An 18,080-nucleotide genomic window follows, 5' to 3' on the forward strand; every position below is an offset into this window, starting at 1 on the left:
CGGCCCGCAGCTTTCGAACGGCCCTTTCAGCGGAGCGCTACCGCTTTTCGGCCCGCCCTCGCGATGGAGATCTGCCGTGCGACCCGGGGGCCGAGCACGGAGACGACGAGCAGTACGCCGGTGACGACGATCTGCGACTGGGCGGAGACGTCCTGGATGCTCATCACGTTCTGCAGCGCGCCGAGCAGGAAGACTCCCGCGATCGCGCCGCCGAGCGTGCCCTTGCCTCCGTCGAAGTCGATGCCGCCGAGCAACACGGCGGCCACGACGGAGAGTTCGAGACCCGTGGCGTTGTCGAAGCGGGCGCTGGCGTAGTGCAGCGCCCAGAAGATGCCGGTGAGCGAGGCCATCAGGCCGGTCAGGGTGAACAGGATCAGCTTCTGCCGCTTCACCCGGAGGCCGGCGAACCGTGCGGCCTCCTCGCTCGCGCCGATCGCGAAGAGCGAGCGCCCGAACGGGGTGGCGTGCAGCGCGACCACGGCGATCGCGAGCAGCACGAGGAAGGGGAAGAAGGCGTACGGGATGAAGGTGTCCCCGATGCGTCCGGACGCGAAGTCCAGGTACTGGGCGGGGAAGTCGGTCACCGCGTCCGAGCCGAGCACGATCTGTGCGATGCCCCGGTAGGCGGCGAGGGTGCCGATGGTGACGGCGAGGGAGGGCAGCCCGAGCCGGGTCACCAGCAGGCCGTTGATCAGCCCGCAGACCACGCCGAGCAGCAGGCAGATCGGGATGATCGTCTCGATGGTCATGCCCTGGTTCCACAGCGCGCCCATCACGGCACCGGACAGTCCGGCCGTGGAGGCGACCGAGAGGTCGATCTCGCCGGCCACGACGAGCAGCGTCATCGGCAGGGCGATCAGCGCGATCGGCAGGGTGTTGCCGATCAGGAACGACAGGTTGAGGGCGTTGCCGAAGCCGTCGACGGTGGTGAAGGACAGCAGCAGGACGACGATGAGGAGGGCGCCGACAACCGTGTCCCAGCGGACGGCGCGCCCGAGCAGCGAGTCAGCCATGGCGGGCGTTCCTCTTCTTCAGGGCGGACGCCACGCGCAGGGCGACGATGCGGTCGACCGCGATGGCGAGGATGAGCAGGATGCCGTTGATGGCGAGCACCCAGACCGAGCTGACGCCGAGGGCGGGCAGCACGCTGTTGATGGAGGTCAGCAGCAGGGCGCCGAGTGCGGCGCCGTAGACGCTGCCGGAGCCGCCGGTGAAGACGACGCCACCGACCACGACCGCGCTGACGACGGTGAGTTCGTAGCCGTTGCCGGTGCCGGAGTCGACGTTGCCGAACCGGGCCAGGTACAGCGCGCCGGCCAGACCCGTGAGGGCTCCGCAGAAGGTGTACGCGACCAGGATCCGCTTGCGTACCTGGATGCCGGCGAGCCGGGCGGCCTCGGGGTTGGAGCCGAGGGCGTACAGCTCGCGTCCGCTGCCGAAGTGCTTGAGGTAGTAGGCGGTGGCGATCAGTACGGCCAGCGCGATCAGGGCGAGATAGGGCACCGCCCAGATGCCGCCGGAGCCGAAGTCCGCGAATCCGTCGGGGAGATCGGCCGCCGTGATCTGCCGTGAGCCGACCCAGATGGAGTCGATGCCTCGGATGATGTAGAGCGTGCCGAGGGTGACGACGAGGGCGGGCACCTGGCCGAGGCTGACGAGCAGTCCGTTCAGCAGCCCGATGCCGACACCGAGCAGGACGGCCAGGGCGATGGCCACGACGGAGTTGCCGCCGCCCTGGAGGTACGTACCGGCGGCGAAGGCGCTGATGCCGAGGGTCGAACCGACCGACAGGTCGACGTTCCGGGTGATCACGACCAGCGACTGGCCGGTGGCGACCAGCATCAGGATCGTCGCGTTCAGCAGCAGGTCCTTGATGCCCTGTTCGGACAGGAACTCGCTGTTGCCCGCCTGGGTGACGGCGATCATCACCAGGAAGACGACCAGGATGGCGAGTTCGCGCATCTTGAAGACCCGGTCGACAAGTCGCGTACCGCTCGACTTCTCCACTTCGGCGGGGGGCGCCGGGGGTGCGGTGACCGTCATGCGGCGGCCCTCCCCGTGGCAGCGGCCATCACGGTTTCCTCGGTGGCTTCGGTGCGGGGGATCTCGGCGGTGAGCCGGCCCTCGTGCATCACGAGCACGCGGTCGGCCATGCCGAGGATCTCGGGCAGGTCGGAGGAGATCATCAGGACGGCGACCCCGTCGGCGGCCAACTCGCTGAGCAGCCGGTGCACTTCGGCCTTGGTACCGACGTCGATGCCGCGTGTGGGCTCGTCGACGATCAGTACCTTCGGGCCGGTGGCGAGCCACTTGGCGAGGACGACCTTCTGCTGGTTGCCGCCGGACAGGGTGTTCACCGTGTCGGCGATCCGGGCGTACTTGACCTGGAGCTTGACGGCCCAGTCCAGGGAGCGGCTGCGCTCGGCGCCGCGGTCCATGAGGCCCGCCTTCACGGTCGTACGCAGCCCGGTCAGACCGATGTTGCGCTCGATGGACATGTCCATCACCAGGCCCTGGGCCCGCCGGTCCTCGGGGACGAGGGCGAGCCCGGCGGCCATGGCCATGGACGGCGCGCCGTTCGCCAGCGTCCGCCCGTCCACCTCGACCTCGCCGGCGTCCCAGCGGTCGATGCCGAAGACGGCTCGCGCCACCTCCGTACGACCGGCTCCGACGAGTCCGGCGAGACCGACGATCTCGCCGCGCCGGACGTCGAAGGAGACGTCGGTGAAGACGCCCTCGCGGGTCAGCCGGCGCACGCTCAGGGCCACCTCGCCCGCCCGTACGTCCTGCTTGGGGTACAGCTCCTCGAGATCGCGGCCGACCATGCGGCGTACGAGGTCGTCCTCGGTCATGCCGTCCAGCGGCTCGCTGGAGATCAGGGCGCCGTCGCGCAGGGTCGTGACCCGCCGGCAGATCTTGAAGATCTCTTCCAGCCGGTGAGAGATGAACAGCACCGCGGCGCCCTGCTCGCGCAGAGTACGGACGACTCCGAAGAGACGCGCCACCTCACTGCCGGTCAGAGCGGCCGTCGGCTCGTCCATGATCAGGACGCGGGCGTCGAAGGAGAGCGCCTTGGCGATCTCGACGATCTGCTGGTCGGCGATGGACAGGCCGCGTGCGGGGCGGTCGGGGTCGAGTTCGACGCCGAGGCGCTGCATCAGGGCCAGCGTCGCCGCGTGCGTGGCCTTGTGGTCGATGCGGCCGAGAGCGCGCCGGGGCTGGCGGCCCATGAAGATGTTCTCGGCGATCGACAGGTCGGGGAAGAGGGTGGGTTCCTGGTAGATCACGGCGATGCCCGCGTCGCGGGCGTCGGCGGGACCGTGGAAGACGGTGGGCTCGCCGTCCAGCAGCACCTGGCCGGCGTCCGGTCGGTGCACCCCGGCGAGCGTCTTGATGAGGGTCGACTTGCCCGCGCCGTTCTCTCCGGCGAGTGCGTGCACCTCGCCGGGGAACAGTTCCAGGGACACGTCCCGCAGGGCGCGTACGGCACCGAAGGACTTCGAAATGTCCTTGAGTGCCAGCACGGGGGCCGGACCCGTGTCGGACGGGTGGGTCATTAGGGCTCCTCAGCGACGCGGGGCGGGCGGCCTCACGACGTCGTGAAAGGTTTCAACTGGATTGCCGGGACGTTAGGCAGGTCACCCAGGTCACGTCAATGGGTCCCGGGCGAAAATTTCGATAGCCAGAGGTCACAACCGAGTCACGGAGCGAAGTCCTTGCCGTAGGGGTTGACAGTCCTACGGGTGGCTCATAGCTTCCCGTTCTGAATCGTTTCAGACTGATGCTCTTCACACCCATGTCATCCACACCCGAAGTCACAGGAGTCCCGAAGTGACCGAGCTCGCAGCGGTGAAGGCCGCCCTCAAGACCCAGGCCGTAGAGACGCCGTCATGGGCGTACGGGAATTCGGGGACCCGCTTCAAGGTGTTCGCGCAGGCCGGAGTCCCGCGCAATCCTTTCGAAAAGCTGGACGACGCGGCGAAGGTGCACGAGTTCACCGGGGCGGCGCCGAGCGTCGCGCTGCACATCCCCTGGGACAAGGTCGACGACTACGCGGCGCTGGCCAAGTACGCGCAGGACCGTGGCGTGAAGCTCGGCACCATCAACTCCAACACTTTCCAGGACGACGACTACAAGCTCGGCAGCGTCTGCCACGCCGACGCGGTGGTGCGCCGCAAGGCTCTTGATCACTTGCTCGAGTGCGTGGACATCATGGACGCGACGGGTTCCAAGGACCTGAAGCTGTGGTTCGCGGACGGCACGAACTATCCCGGCCAGGACGACATCCGTGAGCGCCAGGACCGGCTCGCCGAGGCGCTGGCCGCTGTCTACGAGCGGCTCGGCGACGACCAGCGGATGCTCCTGGAGTACAAGTTCTTCGAGCCCGCCTTCTACACGACGGATGTCCCGGACTGGGGTACCGCGTACGCCCACTGCCTCAAGCTCGGGCCGAAGGCCCAGGTCGTGGTGGACACCGGGCACCACGCGCCCGGCACCAACATCGAGTTCATCGTCGCGACGCTGCTGCGTGAGGGGAAGCTCGGCGGGTTCGACTTCAACTCGCGCTTCTACGCCGACGACGACCTCATGGTCGGGGCTGCGGATCCGTTCCAGTTGTTCCGGATCATGTACGAGGTGATCCGCGGCGGTGGGTTCTCGCCCGATGTCGCGTTCATGCTCGACCAGTGCCACAACATCGAGGCGAAGATCCCGGCGATCATCCGGTCGGTGATGAACGTGCAGGAGGCTACGGCCAAGGCGCTTCTCGTTGACCGAGATGCGCTGGGCGTCGCCCAGAGGGGCGGTGACGTTCTTGAGGCGAACGCCGTGCTCATGGATGCGTATAACACTGACGTGCGGCCGTTGCTTCGTGAGGTGCGCGAGGAGATGGGGCTCGCCCCTGACCCGGTCGCCGCGTATCGCGCCTCCGGGTGGGCCGCGAAGATCGCTGAGGAGCGGGTTGGTGGAGAGCAGGCGGGTTGGGGTGCCTGATCGCTGCGTTTCGTCTGCCGAGTCAGGCCCGTTGCAGGCTGCGGGCCGGATGTGGCTGGTCGCGCAGTTCCCCGCGCCCCTTAAGGGGCGCCCCCCGGCACCCACGCTCCACAGGACCCCGAATACACGTACACACACATCCTGAAGGACTGATCACACCCATGGCAGCCCACCCCGAAGCCGATGCCCTTCTCTCCCGTTCTCACCGGCTCGGCGCCGATCCCCGTAACACCAATTACGCCGGTGGCAACGCCTCCGCGAAAGGTATCGACACCGACCCCGTGACCGGCGGTGATGTCGAGCTGATGTGGGTCAAGGGATCCGGTGGCGATCTCGGGACCCTCAAGGAGTCGGGGCTGGCCGTGCTGCGCCTGGACCGGCTGCGGGCGCTCACCGATGTCTACCCCGGTGTCGAGCGCGAGGACGAGATGGTCGCCGCGTTCGACTACTGCCTGCACGGCAAGGGCGGGGCGGCGCCGTCCATCGACACCGCGATGCACGGTCTGGTGGACGCGGCGCACGTGGACCACCTGCACCCCGACTCCGGTATCGCGCTCGCCTGTGCGGCCGACGGGGAGAAGCTGACCGCCGAGTGCTTCGGCGACACTGTGGTGTGGGTGCCGTGGCGCCGGCCCGGCTTCCAGCTCGGGCTTGACATCGCGGCCGTCAAGGAGGCCAACCCGCAGGCCATCGGGTGTGTCCTGGGCGGGCACGGGATCACCGCGTGGGGTGACACGTCCGAGGAGTGCGAGCGCAACTCGCTGCACATCATCCGGACCGCCGAGGCCTTCCTCGCCGAGCGGGGGAAGCCGGAGCCCTTCGGGCCGGTGATCGAGGGGTACGCGGCTCTCGGCGCCGTCGAGCGGCGGGAGCGGGCGGCGGCGCTGGCGCCGGTCATCCGTGGCATCGCCTCGCAGGACCGCCCGCAGGTCGGCCACTTCACCGACTCCGGGGTCGTCCTCGACTTCCTCGCGAGCGCCGAGCACCCGCGCCTCGCGGCCCTCGGCACCTCCTGCCCCGACCACTTCCTGCGGACGAAGGTCAGGCCGCTGGTCCTCGATCTGCCGCCGACCGCTTCCGTCGACGAGGCGATCGCCCGCCTCACGGAGCTGCACGCCGAGTACCGCGAGGAGTACGCCGCCTACTACCAGCGCCACGCTTTCCCCGACTCCCCCGCCATGCGCGGCGCCGACCCGGCGATCGTGCTCGTGCCCGGTGTCGGCATGTTCAGCTTCGGCAAGGACAAGCAGACCGCTCGGGTGGCCGGCGAGTTCTACGTCAACGCGATCAATGTGATGCGCGGGGCCGAGGCGGTCTCGACGTACGCGCCGATCGAGGAGTCGGAGAAGTTCCGTATCGAGTACTGGGCCCTCGAGGAGGCCAAGCTCCAGCGGATGCCGAAGCCCAAGCCGCTCGCCACGCGGGTGGCGCTGGTGACGGGTGCGGGCAGCGGCATCGGGAAGGCCATCGCCCACCGGCTTGCCGCCGAGGGCGCGTGTGTCGTGGTCGCCGACCTGAACGCGGAGGGCGCCGCCCAGGTCGCCGAGGAACTCGGCGGTCCCGACAAGGCCGTCGCCGTCACCGTGGACGTCACGTCCGAGGAGCAGATCGCCGAGGCCCTCAAGGCGGCGGCGCTCGCCTTCGGCGGGGTCGACCTCGTGGTCAACAACGCCGGTATCTCCATCTCCAAGCCCCTGCTGGAGACGACGGCGAAGGACTGGGACCTCCAGCACGACATCATGGCCCGCGGTTCGTTCCTCGTCTCGCGTGAGGCGGCCCGGGTGATGGTCCAGCAGGGTCTGGGCGGCGACATCGTCTACATCGCGTCGAAGAACGCCGTCTTCGCCGGCCCGAACAACATCGCGTACTCCGCGACCAAGGCCGACCAGGCGCATCAAGTCCGGCTGCTGGCCGCCGAGCTGGGCGAGCACGGCATCCGTGTCAACGGCGTCAACCCGGACGGTGTGGTGCGCGGTTCGGGGATCTTCGCGGGCGGCTGGGGCGCGCAGCGCGCCGCCACCTACGGGATCGAGGAGGAGAAGCTCGGCGAGTTCTACGCCCAGCGGACCATCCTCAAGCGCGAGGTGCTGCCGGAGCACGTCGCGAACGCCGTCTTCGCCCTGACCGGTGGGGACCTGACACACACCACCGGACTGCACGTCCCGGTCGACGCCGGCGTCGCCGCCGCCTTCCTGCGATGACCGCTCCGATGACGGCACCGATGACGGCACCGATCAAGTCGTACGCCGCGGTCGACCTCGGCGCGTCCAGCGGGCGCGTCATGGTCGGCCGCGTGGGACCGGAGTCGCTCGACCTCACCGAGGCGCACCGCTTCCCGAACCGGCCGGTGCGGACCCCCGAGGGGCTGCGCTGGGACATCCTCGCCCTGTACGCCGGGGTCCTCGACGGGCTGCGTGCGGCGGGGCAGGTCGACTCGGTCGGCATCGACAGCTGGGCCGTGGACTACGGGCTGCTGGACGCGGACGGCGCGCTGCTCGGCAACCCGGTGCACTATCGGGACGCGCGAACCGAGGGCGTCGCGGAGAAGGTGTGGGCGACGGTTCCGGCGGCCGAGCTGTATGCGGCGACCGGGCTTCAGTACGCGCCCTTCAACACGCTGTATCAGTTGGCGGCGGCTCGCTCTTCGGCCCAACTGGCGCACGCTCAGCGCCTGTTGCTGATCCCTGACCTGCTGACGTACTGGCTCACGGGTGAGGCGGGCACGGAGCTCACCAACGCCTCGACGACCCAGCTGATCGACCCGCGCACCCGCGACTGGGCGCACGATGTCGCATCCCGCCTCGGTATCGATCTGAGGCTGTTCGCACCGCTGCGGCGGCCCGGGGATCCCGCGGGCCTGCTGCGCCCGGAGGTCCTGGAGGAGACCGGGCTGACCGGTCCGGTCCCGGTGACCACGGTCGGGTCGCACGACACGGCGTCCGCGGTCGCGGCCGTCCCGGCCACCGGCGGCGAGCGTTTCGCGTACATCTGCACCGGCACCTGGTCGCTCGCGGGCCTGGAGCTGGACGCGCCCGTCCTGACCGAGGCGAGCCGGGCGGCGAACTTCACCAATGAACTGGGGCTTGACGGCACGGTCCGTTATCTCCGGAACATCATGGGGCTGTGGCTGCTGCAGGAGTGCGTACGGGCCTGGGGGGACCCGGATCTGCCGACGCTGCTGAGCGAGGCGGCCGAGGTGCCCCCGCTGCGGTCCGTCGTGGACGCCGGGGACGCGGCGTTCCTGGCCCCCGGCCGGATGCCGTCCCGCATCGCCGACGCGTGCCGGGACTCGGGCCAGCCGGTGCCAGGGTCCCCCGCCGAGGTCACCCGCTGCATCCTCGACTCGCTCGCCCTCGCCCACCGCCGGGCGATCGCCGAGGCCCAGGCACTCGCCGACCATCCGGTCGACGTCGTCCACATCGTCGGCGGCGGCACCCGCAACGCCCTGCTGTGCCAGCTCACGGCCGACGCCTGCGGACTCCCGGTCGTGGCGGGCCCGGCGGAGGCCGCCGCCCTCGGCAACGTCCTCGTCCAGGCCCGCGCCGACGGCCTGGTCGGCGACCGCACGGCGATGCGCGCACTGCTGTCCCGTACGCAGCCGTTGACGCGGTACGAGCCGCGGGGGTCCACTGCGGTGTGGCGGTCGGCCGAAGACCGACTCGCCCAGCGGTGAAACAGGGGTTGCCATCCCGCGCCCCTCAGGGGCGCGGGGAACTGCGCGAGCAACCACAGGCGGCCCGCAGCCCTGGACGGCGAGTCCAACAACGGCGGGTCAGAATCGGCGCCCCGAGCGAACGGCACCCTCATTCCCGCAGAGCTAAGCGCAGCGTAATGTGCACACATCCGATGATCGACCTCGAGGAGCCGCGATGCGTGTCGCCCTGTTCCTGACCTGTGTCAACGACACGCTGTATCCGGAAACCGGCCGTGCCGTGGTGAAACTGCTGACCAGGCTGGGCGTCGACGTCGACTTCCCGATGGGCCAGACCTGTTGCGGGCAGGCGCACTACAACACCGGCTATCGCCATGAGGCCGAGCCGCTGGCCGAGCATTTCTCCGATGTCTTCGGAGGGTACGAGGCAATCGTGACACCGTCCGGATCGTGTGGCGCGATGGTGCGGGAGCTGTATCCGCGGATGGGCGAGCGGGCCCGCGCGGAGGGCCGCGGGGACACCCTCGCGCGCACGCTCGCTCCGGTCGTGCCCAAGACGTACGAGCTCACGGAGTTCCTGGTGGACGTTGTGGGCGTGACGGACGTCGGCGCGTACTACCCGCACACCGTCACGTATCACCCGACCTGCCACGGCCTGCGCAGTCTGGGCCTCGGCGACCGTCCGCGCCGACTCCTCCAGGCGGTCAGGGGACTCGAGCTCCGGGAGCTGCCCGGGGCCGACGAGTGCTGCGGCTTCGGCGGCACGTTCGCCGTGAAGAACTCCGATGTCTCGGCGGCGATGGGCGCCGACAAGGTCCGTAACGCCGAGTCGACGGGCGCGGAGGCGCTGTGTGCCGCGGACAACTCCTGTCTGATGCACATCGGCGGCACGATGGCCCGCCTCAGAACGGAGATGCGGCCGGTGCACATCGCGGAGATCCTGGCGAGCACGGAAGAGGAGCCCCTGACATGACTCTTGGCATGAACGGGCGCACCGTAGAGGAGTCGAGCGCATGAGCGGCACCTTCGTCGGCATGCCGGCCTTCCCGAAGGCCGCGCACGAAGCCGTCTACGACCAGACCCTGCGCGGCAATCTGCGGCACGCCACGCACACGATCCGCGCCAAGCGCGCCAAGGCGGTCGCGGAGGTGTCCGACTGGGCGGCGCTGCGCGAGGCGGGCAAGCAGATCAAGGACCACACGCTGCGTCATCTCGACCGGTACCTGGTGCAGTTGGAGGAGTCGGTCACGGCGGCCGGCGGCATCGTCCACTGGGCCGCCGACGCGGACGAGGCCAACCGGATCGTCGCCGATCTGGTGAAGATGACCGGCGAGACCGAGGTCGTGAAGGTCAAGTCCATGGCCACGCAGGAGATCGGGCTCAACGAAGCGCTGGAGGCCGAGGGCATCCACGCGTACGAGACCGACCTCGCCGAGCTCATCGTGCAGTTGGGCAAGGACCGGCCCTCGCACATCCTCGTCCCCGCGATCCACCGCAACCGCGGCGAGATCCGCGACATCTTCGCCCGCGAGATGAGCGAATGGGGCCGCCCGGCCCCGGAGGGGCTCACGGACACGCCCGCCGAACTGGCCGAGGCCGCCCGTCTGCATCTCCGCGAGAAGTTCCTGCGCGCCAAGGTCGGCATCTCCGGTGCCAATTTCATGGTCGCCGAGACCGGCACGATGGTGGTCGTCGAGTCCGAGGGCAACGGCCGTATGTGCCTGACCCTGCCCGAGACGCTGATCTCGGTCGTCGGCATCGAGAAGATCGTGCCCACCTGGCGGGACCTGGAGGTCTTCCTCCAGACGCTCCCGCGTTCCTCGACGGCCGAGCGCATGAACCCGTACACCTCGATGTGGACGGGCACGACGGACTCCGGGACGGCGGACGGCCCACAGACCTTCCATCTGGTCCTCATCGACAACGGCCGCACCGACACGCTCGCCGACGAGGTCGGCCGTCAGGCCCTGCGCTGCATCCGCTGCTCGGCGTGTCTCAATGTCTGCCCGGTGTACGAGCGGGCGGGCGGCCATGCGTACGGCTCGGTCTACCCGGGCCCGATCGGCGCCATCCTCAGTCCTCAACTCCGGGGCACCGCAAGCGAGATCGACGCCTCGCTGCCGTACGCCTCCTCGTTGTGCGGCGCCTGCTACGAGGTGTGCCCGGTGGCGATCGACATCCCCGAGGTGCTGGTGCATCTGCGGGAGCGGGTCGTGGAGGGGGGGCCGGTGACCCGGGAGGGCAACAAGGTCGTACTCAAGCCCGCGAAGGGACACGCCGCCGAGCGGGCCGCGATGCGTGCGGCACGCTGGGCGTTCAGCCACCCGGGCGCCCTGCGCACCGGCCAGCGGCTCGCATCGCGCAGCCGCCGGTTCCATCCCCGTACGCTGCCCGGCCCCGGCAAGGCGTGGAGCGCGACCCGCGATCTGCCACCGGTGCCCGCGGAGCCGTTCCGCGACTGGTGGCAGCGCACGCACGGCGGGAAGGAGACGGGCAAGTGAGCACCAGGGATGTGATCCTCGGCCGGGTGCGGCGCGCGCTCGCGGACGTGCCACGCGGCGAAACGCCGTACGACCAGGCCGTTGACCGGAGTTATCTGCACGAGCACGGAGACCGGAGTGTCGAGCAGACGGTGGATCTGCTCGCCGAGAACCTGGCCGACTACCGGGCGATCGTGCACCGCTGCGCGGGCGACGGGCTGGCGGCCCTGATCGCCGGGCTGCTCGCCGAGCGGGGCTCGAAGTCGGTGGTCGTGCCGCCCGGCCTGGAGCAGGAGTGGCTGGCGGCGACCGACGTCACACGTGTGCCCGACCGTTCCGACAGCACACCGCACGATCTCGACCAGGTCGACAGCGTGATCACCGCGTGTGCGGTGGCGATCGCCGAGACCGGCACCATCGTGCTGGACGGCGGCCCGGACCAGGGCCGCCGCCGCATCACACTCGTCCCGGATCACCACATCTGTGTCGTACGGGTCCCGGACCAGGTCGTCTCCTCCGTCCCCCAGGCCCTCGTACGCCTCGACCCGACACGCCCGCTGACCTGGATCTCCGGCCCGTCCGCAACGAGCGACATCGAGCTGGACCGGGTCGAGGGGGTGCACGGTCCGCGCACCCTGGAGGTGGTGCTGGTGAGCGGCGAGCCCGGCAGAGAGTCCGATGACAGTCCGTCCGGGGGGCGTTGAACGGATCTCGCGCGGGCCTCGTACTTCACGGGAACAACGGGGCGGCCGACGGCTGTGGCTCATGGCCACGGAACAGTCGGCCGACCCCGTTTGACGTGTCAAGGAGGAACCCGACGGATGACCGCACACCGCCGCACCGCCGCCCTCGTCGGACTGGCTCCGCTGCTGCTCGCGGTGTGGGCCGCCGGGCCCGCTGTCGCACACGGGGCGCCGACGGACCCGGTCAGCCGGGTGGTGGCCTGCTCGCCCGATGGCGGGCAGCAGGCGAAATCCGCGGCCTGCGAGGCGGCCGTCGCCTCGGGAGTCGCCGCCTTCGACAATCTGCGCCTCGCCGGAGTCGGCGGCCGGGACCGGCAGGTCGTGCCCGACGGCGAGTTGTGCAGCGGGGGCCTCGACGCCTACCGCGGCCTCGACCTGGCTCGCGCCGACTGGCCCTCGACACGGCTGTCCGCCGGGGCGGACATGACGCTGACGTACCGGTCGACGATTCCGCACACGGGCACCTTCAAGCTGTTCCTGACGAAGAACGGCTACGACGCGACGAAGCCGCTGAAGTGGTCCGACCTGCCCTCCGAGCCCTTCGCGAGCGTCACGGACCCGTCGTTGGTGAACGGCTCCTACCGCATCGAGGCGAAGTTGCCGTCCGACCGGACCGGCCGCCATCTGCTCTACACGATCTGGCAGAACACGAGTACGTCGGACACGTACTACTCCTGCTCCGACGTCGTCTTCCCGGGTGGGAAGGACGAAGCCGCGTCCGAGGAAAAGTCCGGTGCCGAGGACAAGGCGAGTGCCGGCGCCGCGACGGACAAGCCCACGCAGCCCCCGGCGGATGACGCCGGCGTCCCCGGGACGTCGTCGACGGACATCACCAGCGCACCCGCGAAGTCCCCGGCCGACGACGTCACCAGCGCACCCGGTGACGCGGTGTCCTCCGACAGCTCCGCCGACGACGACCGTACGAACACGGCCCTGCCCCTCGTCGCGGGCGGCGCGGCGGGGCTTCTCATCACGGCGGGCGCGGCCTTCACCCTGCGGCGACGCCGCTGAACACGGGACCGCCGCTGAGCACGGAACCACTTCGGCGGACCGAACGTTTTCGGGAAGATCACGCAACCGACGACGTACGCCGCCCGACGGCTCTATCTTGGGCGGTAACTTCAGGCCAACTCGGAGCTGCCCCATGCCTCATGACATGCCGTTGATCAACAGCAGCGTGCCGCACTCCGCGCGCATCTGGAACTACTGGCTGGGGGGCAAGGACTGCTACGAGATCGACCGCGAGGTCGGGGACCAGATCCGCGAGGTGAACCCGGAGATCGTCCACATCGCCCGCGCCCAGCGGGCGTTCCTCAAGCGTGCCGTCACGTATCTGGCCGGTGAGGTCGGTATCCGCCAGTTCCTCGACGTCGGTACGGGACTGCCCACGTTCGACAACACCCACGAGGTCGCCCAGCGGATCAACCCCGGGGCGAGGATCGTGTACGTCGACCACGACCCGATCGTGCTGGCCCACGCCACGGCGTTGCTGACCAGCACCCCCCAAGGCGCCACCGACTACATCGACGCCGACCTGCGGAACCCGGACGCCATCCTGGAAGGTGCCGCCCGGACGCTGGACTTCGACCAGCCGGTCGCACTGATGCTGCTGGGCATCGCCGCCCACGTGCCCGACGACAGCGCCTTCGGGATCGTCGAGCGCCTGCTGGACGCCCTGCCGTCCGGCAGTCACCTCGTGTTCTGCGACAGCACCGAGGTGTTCCATCCGGAGGAGATGCGCGCCATGGTCGAGCAGTGGAACCAGGCGAGCGACAATCCCCGCACCAACCGCAGCCCCGACCAACTCGTCCGCTTCTTCGCCGGCCTCGAACTCCTCGATCCCGGCCTGGTGTCCGTCGCCCAGTGGCGCCCCGGGGCGTCCGTGCCCGCCGCCGCTCCGGAGGACGAGCCCCAGGCGGCGGACGAGCCCCAGGAAGTGGACAGCTTCGGCGGGGTGGCTCGCAAGCCGTAGCGGTGGCCTGTGTTCGACAGGCCTCTTAAAGTGACCGGGGCGGAATCATGCGCTCCCTTTGCCTGCGCTTGGTCTCCTGTACGCCTCCGCTTGCTTGCATGGAGGAATGGGCCACATCACGTTCCTCGAAGGGACGCCCGCCCGTTCCACCGAGGCCGGAGAAAAGGACGTATGACACCACCGCTGACGAATCTCACGGACCTGGCGGACCTCACGGACCTCAGGGGTCTGAAGGTCGACTACACCGATCATGACGAGCCGGTGCTCATCCAGCCGGACGGCAGCCCGATCGAGACCTGGCGGGAGAACTACCCGTACGCGCACCGCATGGAGCGCAAGGAGTACGAGTGGCACAAGCGGCTCCAGCAGATAGAGCTGCTGAAGCTGCAGAGCTGGATCAAGGAGACCGGCCGCCGGCTCGTCATCGTCTTCGAGGGGCGGGACGCGGCGGGCAAGGGCGGCACCATCAAGCGTTTCACCGAGCATCTCAATCCGCGGGGCGCACGGGTGGTGGCGCTGGAGAAGCCGACCGAACGCGAGCGCGGCCAATGGTACTTCCAGCGGTACGTGGAGCATCTGCCGACCGAGGGCGAGATCGTGATGTTCGACCGCTCCTGGTACAACCGCGCCGGTGTGGAACGCGTCATGGGCTTCTGCACGGAGGACGAGTACCGGCGCTTCATGCGCCAGGCGCCGGCCTTCGAGCGGATGCTCGTGGACGACGGCATCGACCTGATCAAGTTCTGGTTCTCGGTCTCGCAGGGCGAACAGCGCACCCGTTTCACGATCCGTCAGGTGGATCCCGTACGGCAGTGGAAGCTCAGCCCCATGGACCTGGCGTCCCTGGACCGCTGGGGCGACTACACGGCCGCCAAGGTCGCCATGTTCCGCGAGACGGACACGGAGCAGGCGCCCTGGACGGTGGTGAAGAGCAACGACAAGAAGCGGGCGCGCGTGGAGGCGATGCGCAGCGTTCTGGCCCGCTTCGACTACGCGGGCAAGGACGAAGAGGTGGTCGGCAGCCCCGACCCGAGCATCGTGGGGGCCGCGGCGAACCTGCTGGAGGCGGGCGAGGACGACGACGGACAGGGCGTGTAGCGCCTCGTCGTGCCGGTGAGGCCGACGGGGCTGGTGGGGGACGACGCCGAGGTCAGCGCGCCCTCCCCCGCGCCTTCAGCGGCACCGGCGGCAGTTCGGGAGCGGCCAGGGGATCGCCGTCGTACCCCTTCACCTCACCGAAGCGCGAACCCGCCATCCAGTCCGAGCGGGCCTGCTCGATGTCGGCAGACGTACGCCCGATGAAGTTCCACCACATGATCAGCTCCTCCTCGAACGGCTCGCCGCCGAGGAGCATCAGACCCGCGTCCGACTCGGCGCGCAGGGGCAGTTCGGCACGGCCGCAGCCGAGGTAGAGCATGGAGCCGGGCAGCAGCGGTACGCCGTCCACGCGGGCCTCCCCGGACATGGACAGCACGGCGTACTCGAAGTCCGGCTCCAGCGGCAGGCGTACATCGGCACCCTGGTCGAGGGCGAGGTCGGCGCCGACGATCGGGGTGTACGTCGTGCCGGGCGAGGCGGCACCGTCGACGTCACCCAGGATCAGCGTGGCCCGGAGACCGGGGGCGGTGACCACGGGCAGTTCGCCATGGTGCTCGAAGCGCGGCTCGGTGTGGCGGTGGCCGTCGGGCAGGGCGACCCACAGCTGCGCCCCGTGCAGAAAGCGGGCGTGCGAGCGCGGGCTCTCCTCGGAGTGGCTGATGGCCCGGCCGGAGGTCATCAGGCCCAGCTCGCGCGGGCGGATCGTCTGGAGGCTGCCGGTGGAGTCGCGGTGCAGCACCTCGCCCTCGTGCAGCCAGCTGACGGTCTGCAGGCCCATGTGCGGATGCGGCGGGACCTGCATACCTGGCTCGTCGGCGATGTCGTCGGGGCCGTAGTGATCGACGAAGCACCAGGCGCCGACCATGCGTCGGCCGAGGTTGGGCAGCAGGCGGCGGACTTCACTGGACTCGCCGAGCTTGACCTTGCGGGGGCTGAGGAGTTCGCGCACCGGCTCGGCCACCACGAAACCCCGGCCGCCGCACAGCGCGGGAACTGCCTGGCGATCAAGATTGCTCATGGGCCCAACCTAGCCTCGCCGGGGGCGCCCCGTCAGTCCGTCACTCGGGGCTGTTTCGACGCCGTTCGAGAAATAGTAGCCATGTACTTAGTAGCCATGTACTGTATTTTCCATGAGTACGACATCCGAGGGCGCGACGCCCGGTTTTCTGGTCTGGCGTCTGTCGATGAAGTGGCGGGTCGCCGTCGACCGGGCGGTCGCTCCCCTGGGCCTCACACACGCGCAGTACTCACTGGTGGCGTCGCTGTACGGCATGCACCGGGCCGGGCTCCGTCCCAGCCAGCGGCAACTCGCCGACCAGGTAGGGCTCGAACCGCTGTACGTGTCGAAGCTGGCCCGCTCCCTCGAAGCCGCCGGACTCGTCGAGCGCACCCGGGACCCCGCCGATCCGCGCGCGATGCGACTGTCGCTCACCGAGCAGGGACGTGAGGTCACGGGCCGCGCGATCAAGGTCGTCCAGGGGCTCCTGGAGCAGTTGCTGGCGCCTCTCGGAGGGCTCGACAGTCAGCGCACCAAGGCGTTCAAACACGAGTTGACCACCCTGCTCGACGCACCTCTCGATCCCTTCAGCGAGAACGACGAGACACCTCAGGAGCAGTCATGACGACCACCGCACCCCTCGCCGACCCCCGGGTCATAGCCCTGGCCCACTACGCAGGCCGCGCGATCCTCGAGAACGTGCTGGCCCGCCACGGCGCCACCTTCCAGCAGTCCGTCACCCTCCGGCTCGCCGCCGTCGCCGACGGACCGGTCGAGCGCGACGGACTCGTCGACGGCGTCGCCGGCGCGCTGAAGATCGACGCGGCGGACGTGCACGGCGTGATCGACGAGCTGATCTCCGGAGAGCTGCTGGCCCCGCAAGAGCCGTCCCACGTGCGCGTCACGGACGCCGGACGGCAGTTGTACGAGCAGAGTTCCGCCGAGACCGGCCCCATCACGGCCAGGATCTACGCCGGTATCCCGAAGGAGGACCTGGCCGTCACCGGCCGGGTGCTGACCCTCATCACAGAACGGGCCAATGCCGAACTGGCCGCCCTGGCCAGGTAGTGGAATATTCAACCATCGCGGTCCGTTGTCGGCCTCGAAGGAGGCAGCAGTGGACACGACGTACTACAACCACGGAACACCCGCCGAGCGCTGGGAGCGTGCGCGGATGTTCTTCGACGCCAAGGACTACACCGCGGCGGCCCGGACCCTGGACGGACTGGTCGAGGAGGTGCCGGAGCAGGTCGGACCGCGGCTGCTGCTGGCGCGCGCGTACTATCACTCGGCCCAACTGCGCCGCGCCGAGACCCAGTTGCGGGAGCTCGTCGAGCGCGACCCGGTGGAGCACTACGCCCGGCTGATGCTCGGGCGCACGCTCCAGCGGCAGGGACGGCACGACGAGGCGGAGCCTCACATGCGGCTCGCGTCGGCTCTCGCGGGGGACTTCGAGTCCCTGTGAACTCCTGAGAGTCACTCCGGAGTCGAGTCCGCTCAGAGGCGTGCGCCGCGCAGGGGCGGGGTGAGTGCAGTCGCCGCGGCCAGTACGCAGATCGCGCCGCACCCCGCGAAGAAGGCCGCCGTGCCCCAGGCCGCCGCGACAAGACCGGTGAGCGGGTAGAGAAGAGGGCTGAGCCCCAGAGTGCAGAGGGTCGTCACCGAGGTGACGCGCCCCAGGTACCGGGGCTCAGTCTCTTTTTGCAGGAGGGCGTTGCCGAGCACCATCGCGACACCGCTGACTGCGCCGAGCAGCCCGCCCAGCGCGGTGGCGGTGCCGGAGGTGCCGGTCCGGCCGAGCGCCGCGACCACCACGGCGGTCACGAGCAGCGAACCCGCGAGGACGGCCCCGGCGCGGGGCACACGACGCGCGACCGCCATCGCCACCGCGCTCACGGCTCCCCCGACGCTGAACGCGGCCAGAATCCAGCCGAGCGAGCCGGTGCCCCAGCCCCGCTCGTCGGCGAGCAGCACGAGCCCGGCCATGAGCGGGCCACTGAAGCACATCTCGCCGAGAGCGATGACCCAGACGAGGCGGCGCAGCCGCTGATGGCGGCGCAGCCGCTGATGGCGGCGCAAGTGGCGGAGACCGTCGCGCAGGTCGGCCGACAGGGGCCGGCGGGCATCCGCATCCCGCCCGACCCCC

17 protein-coding genes are annotated in these 18,080 nt (G+C 69.7%); 12 read left to right on the plus strand and 5 right to left on the minus strand.

Annotation, left to right across the window (positions count from 1 at the left end; all coding sequences use genetic code 11):
* Positions 1-26: 26 nt before the first annotated feature.
* From G5C60_RS04045 to G5C60_RS04055, 3 genes are read right to left on the minus strand one after another with little or no spacing between them, the layout of a single operon-like run.
* Positions 27-1,013 (minus strand): ABC transporter permease, encoded by a 987-nt coding sequence (locus tag G5C60_RS04045; RefSeq protein ID WP_165254774.1) that lies wholly within the window; start codon positions 1,011-1,013, stop codon positions 27-29.
* A complete protein-coding gene (locus tag G5C60_RS04050) occupies positions 1,006-2,043 on the minus strand; it encodes an ABC transporter permease (RefSeq protein WP_165254775.1) in 1,038 nt (345 codons plus the stop codon). The genes G5C60_RS04045 and G5C60_RS04050 overlap by 8 nt, the downstream gene beginning before the upstream one ends.
* On the minus strand, positions 2,040-3,557 hold the full coding sequence (locus G5C60_RS04055; RefSeq protein ID WP_165254776.1) for a sugar ABC transporter ATP-binding protein: 1,518 nt from the start codon (positions 3,555-3,557) through the stop codon (positions 2,040-2,042). The genes G5C60_RS04050 and G5C60_RS04055 overlap by 4 nt, the downstream gene beginning before the upstream one ends.
* A 274-nt stretch (positions 3,558-3,831) precedes the next feature.
* Between G5C60_RS04055 and rhaI the strand changes: the two genes are divergently transcribed.
* The 9 genes from rhaI (at position 3,832) to ppk2 (ending at position 14,937) form a co-directional block, all read left to right on the plus strand.
* Positions 3,832-4,992 (plus strand): L-rhamnose isomerase, encoded by a 1,161-nt coding sequence (gene rhaI, locus G5C60_RS04060; RefSeq protein WP_165254777.1) that lies wholly within the window; start codon positions 3,832-3,834, stop codon positions 4,990-4,992.
* Positions 4,993-5,153: 161 nt separating this feature from the next.
* Positions 5,154-7,193: a bifunctional aldolase/short-chain dehydrogenase gene (locus G5C60_RS04065; protein ID WP_165254778.1), complete on the plus strand. Its 2,040-nt coding sequence runs from the start codon at positions 5,154-5,156 to the stop codon at positions 7,191-7,193.
* A gap of 32 nt (positions 7,194-7,225) precedes the next feature.
* A complete protein-coding gene (locus G5C60_RS04070) occupies positions 7,226-8,665 on the plus strand; it encodes a rhamnulokinase (RefSeq protein WP_165254797.1) in 1,440 nt (479 codons plus the stop codon).
* 196 nt (positions 8,666-8,861) lie between these two features.
* Entirely contained in the window at positions 8,862-9,617 is a 756-nt protein-coding gene (locus G5C60_RS04075) for a (Fe-S)-binding protein (RefSeq protein ID WP_165254779.1), read from the plus strand.
* A 40-nt stretch (positions 9,618-9,657) separates the two neighbouring features.
* Positions 9,658-11,145 carry a LutB/LldF family L-lactate oxidation iron-sulfur protein gene (locus G5C60_RS04080; RefSeq protein WP_165254780.1) on the plus strand — a complete coding sequence of 496 codons (1,488 nt, stop codon included), beginning with the start codon at positions 9,658-9,660 and terminating at the stop codon, positions 11,143-11,145.
* On the plus strand, positions 11,142-11,828 hold the full coding sequence (locus tag G5C60_RS04085) for an LUD domain-containing protein (RefSeq protein ID WP_165254781.1): 687 nt from the start codon (positions 11,142-11,144) through the stop codon (positions 11,826-11,828). The genes G5C60_RS04080 and G5C60_RS04085 overlap by 4 nt, the downstream gene beginning before the upstream one ends.
* Positions 11,829-11,945: 117 nt before the next feature.
* Positions 11,946-12,878, plus strand: coding sequence for a lytic polysaccharide monooxygenase auxiliary activity family 9 protein (locus G5C60_RS04090; protein ID WP_165254782.1), 933 nt, complete (start codon positions 11,946-11,948; stop codon positions 12,876-12,878).
* 133 nt (positions 12,879-13,011) lie between these two features.
* Complete coding sequence (locus tag G5C60_RS04095) at positions 13,012-13,839, plus strand: SAM-dependent methyltransferase (protein WP_165254783.1); 828 nt, start codon at positions 13,012-13,014, stop codon at positions 13,837-13,839.
* Positions 13,840-14,010: 171 nt separating this feature from the next.
* Complete coding sequence (ppk2, locus tag G5C60_RS04100) at positions 14,011-14,937, plus strand: polyphosphate kinase 2 (RefSeq protein ID WP_165254784.1); 927 nt, start codon at positions 14,011-14,013, stop codon at positions 14,935-14,937.
* 52 nt (positions 14,938-14,989) lie between these two features.
* On the opposite strand, the gene G5C60_RS04105 is transcribed toward ppk2, so the two are convergent.
* Entirely contained in the window at positions 14,990-15,955 is a 966-nt protein-coding gene (locus G5C60_RS04105; RefSeq protein ID WP_165254785.1) for a pirin family protein, read from the minus strand.
* Positions 15,956-16,067: 112 nt separating this feature from the next.
* Between G5C60_RS04105 and G5C60_RS04110 the strand changes: the two genes are divergently transcribed.
* The 3 genes from G5C60_RS04110 to G5C60_RS04120 are packed head-to-tail and all read left to right on the plus strand — an operon-like array spanning position 16,068 to position 17,399.
* Positions 16,068-16,559: a MarR family winged helix-turn-helix transcriptional regulator gene (locus tag G5C60_RS04110; RefSeq protein WP_165254786.1), complete on the plus strand. Its 492-nt coding sequence runs from the start codon at positions 16,068-16,070 to the stop codon at positions 16,557-16,559.
* Entirely contained in the window at positions 16,556-17,002 is a 447-nt protein-coding gene (locus tag G5C60_RS04115; RefSeq protein ID WP_165254787.1) for a winged helix DNA-binding protein, read from the plus strand. The genes G5C60_RS04110 and G5C60_RS04115 overlap by 4 nt, the downstream gene beginning before the upstream one ends.
* Before the next feature lie 49 nt (positions 17,003-17,051).
* The gene (locus G5C60_RS04120; protein ID WP_165254788.1) at positions 17,052-17,399 is read left to right on the plus strand and encodes a tetratricopeptide repeat protein; all 348 of its coding nucleotides are present in this window, start codon (positions 17,052-17,054) and stop codon (positions 17,397-17,399) included.
* Between the two features lie 32 nt (positions 17,400-17,431).
* On the opposite strand, the gene G5C60_RS04125 is transcribed toward G5C60_RS04120, so the two are convergent.
* Positions 17,432-18,080: MFS transporter (locus tag G5C60_RS04125; RefSeq protein WP_165254789.1), on the minus strand; the 649-nt coding region annotated here is incomplete at its 5' end.

The sequence above is a fragment of the Streptomyces scabichelini genome (assembly GCF_011045015.1).
In the GTDB taxonomy this organism is placed as follows: domain Bacteria; phylum Actinomycetota; class Actinomycetes; order Streptomycetales; family Streptomycetaceae; genus Streptomyces; species Streptomyces scabichelini.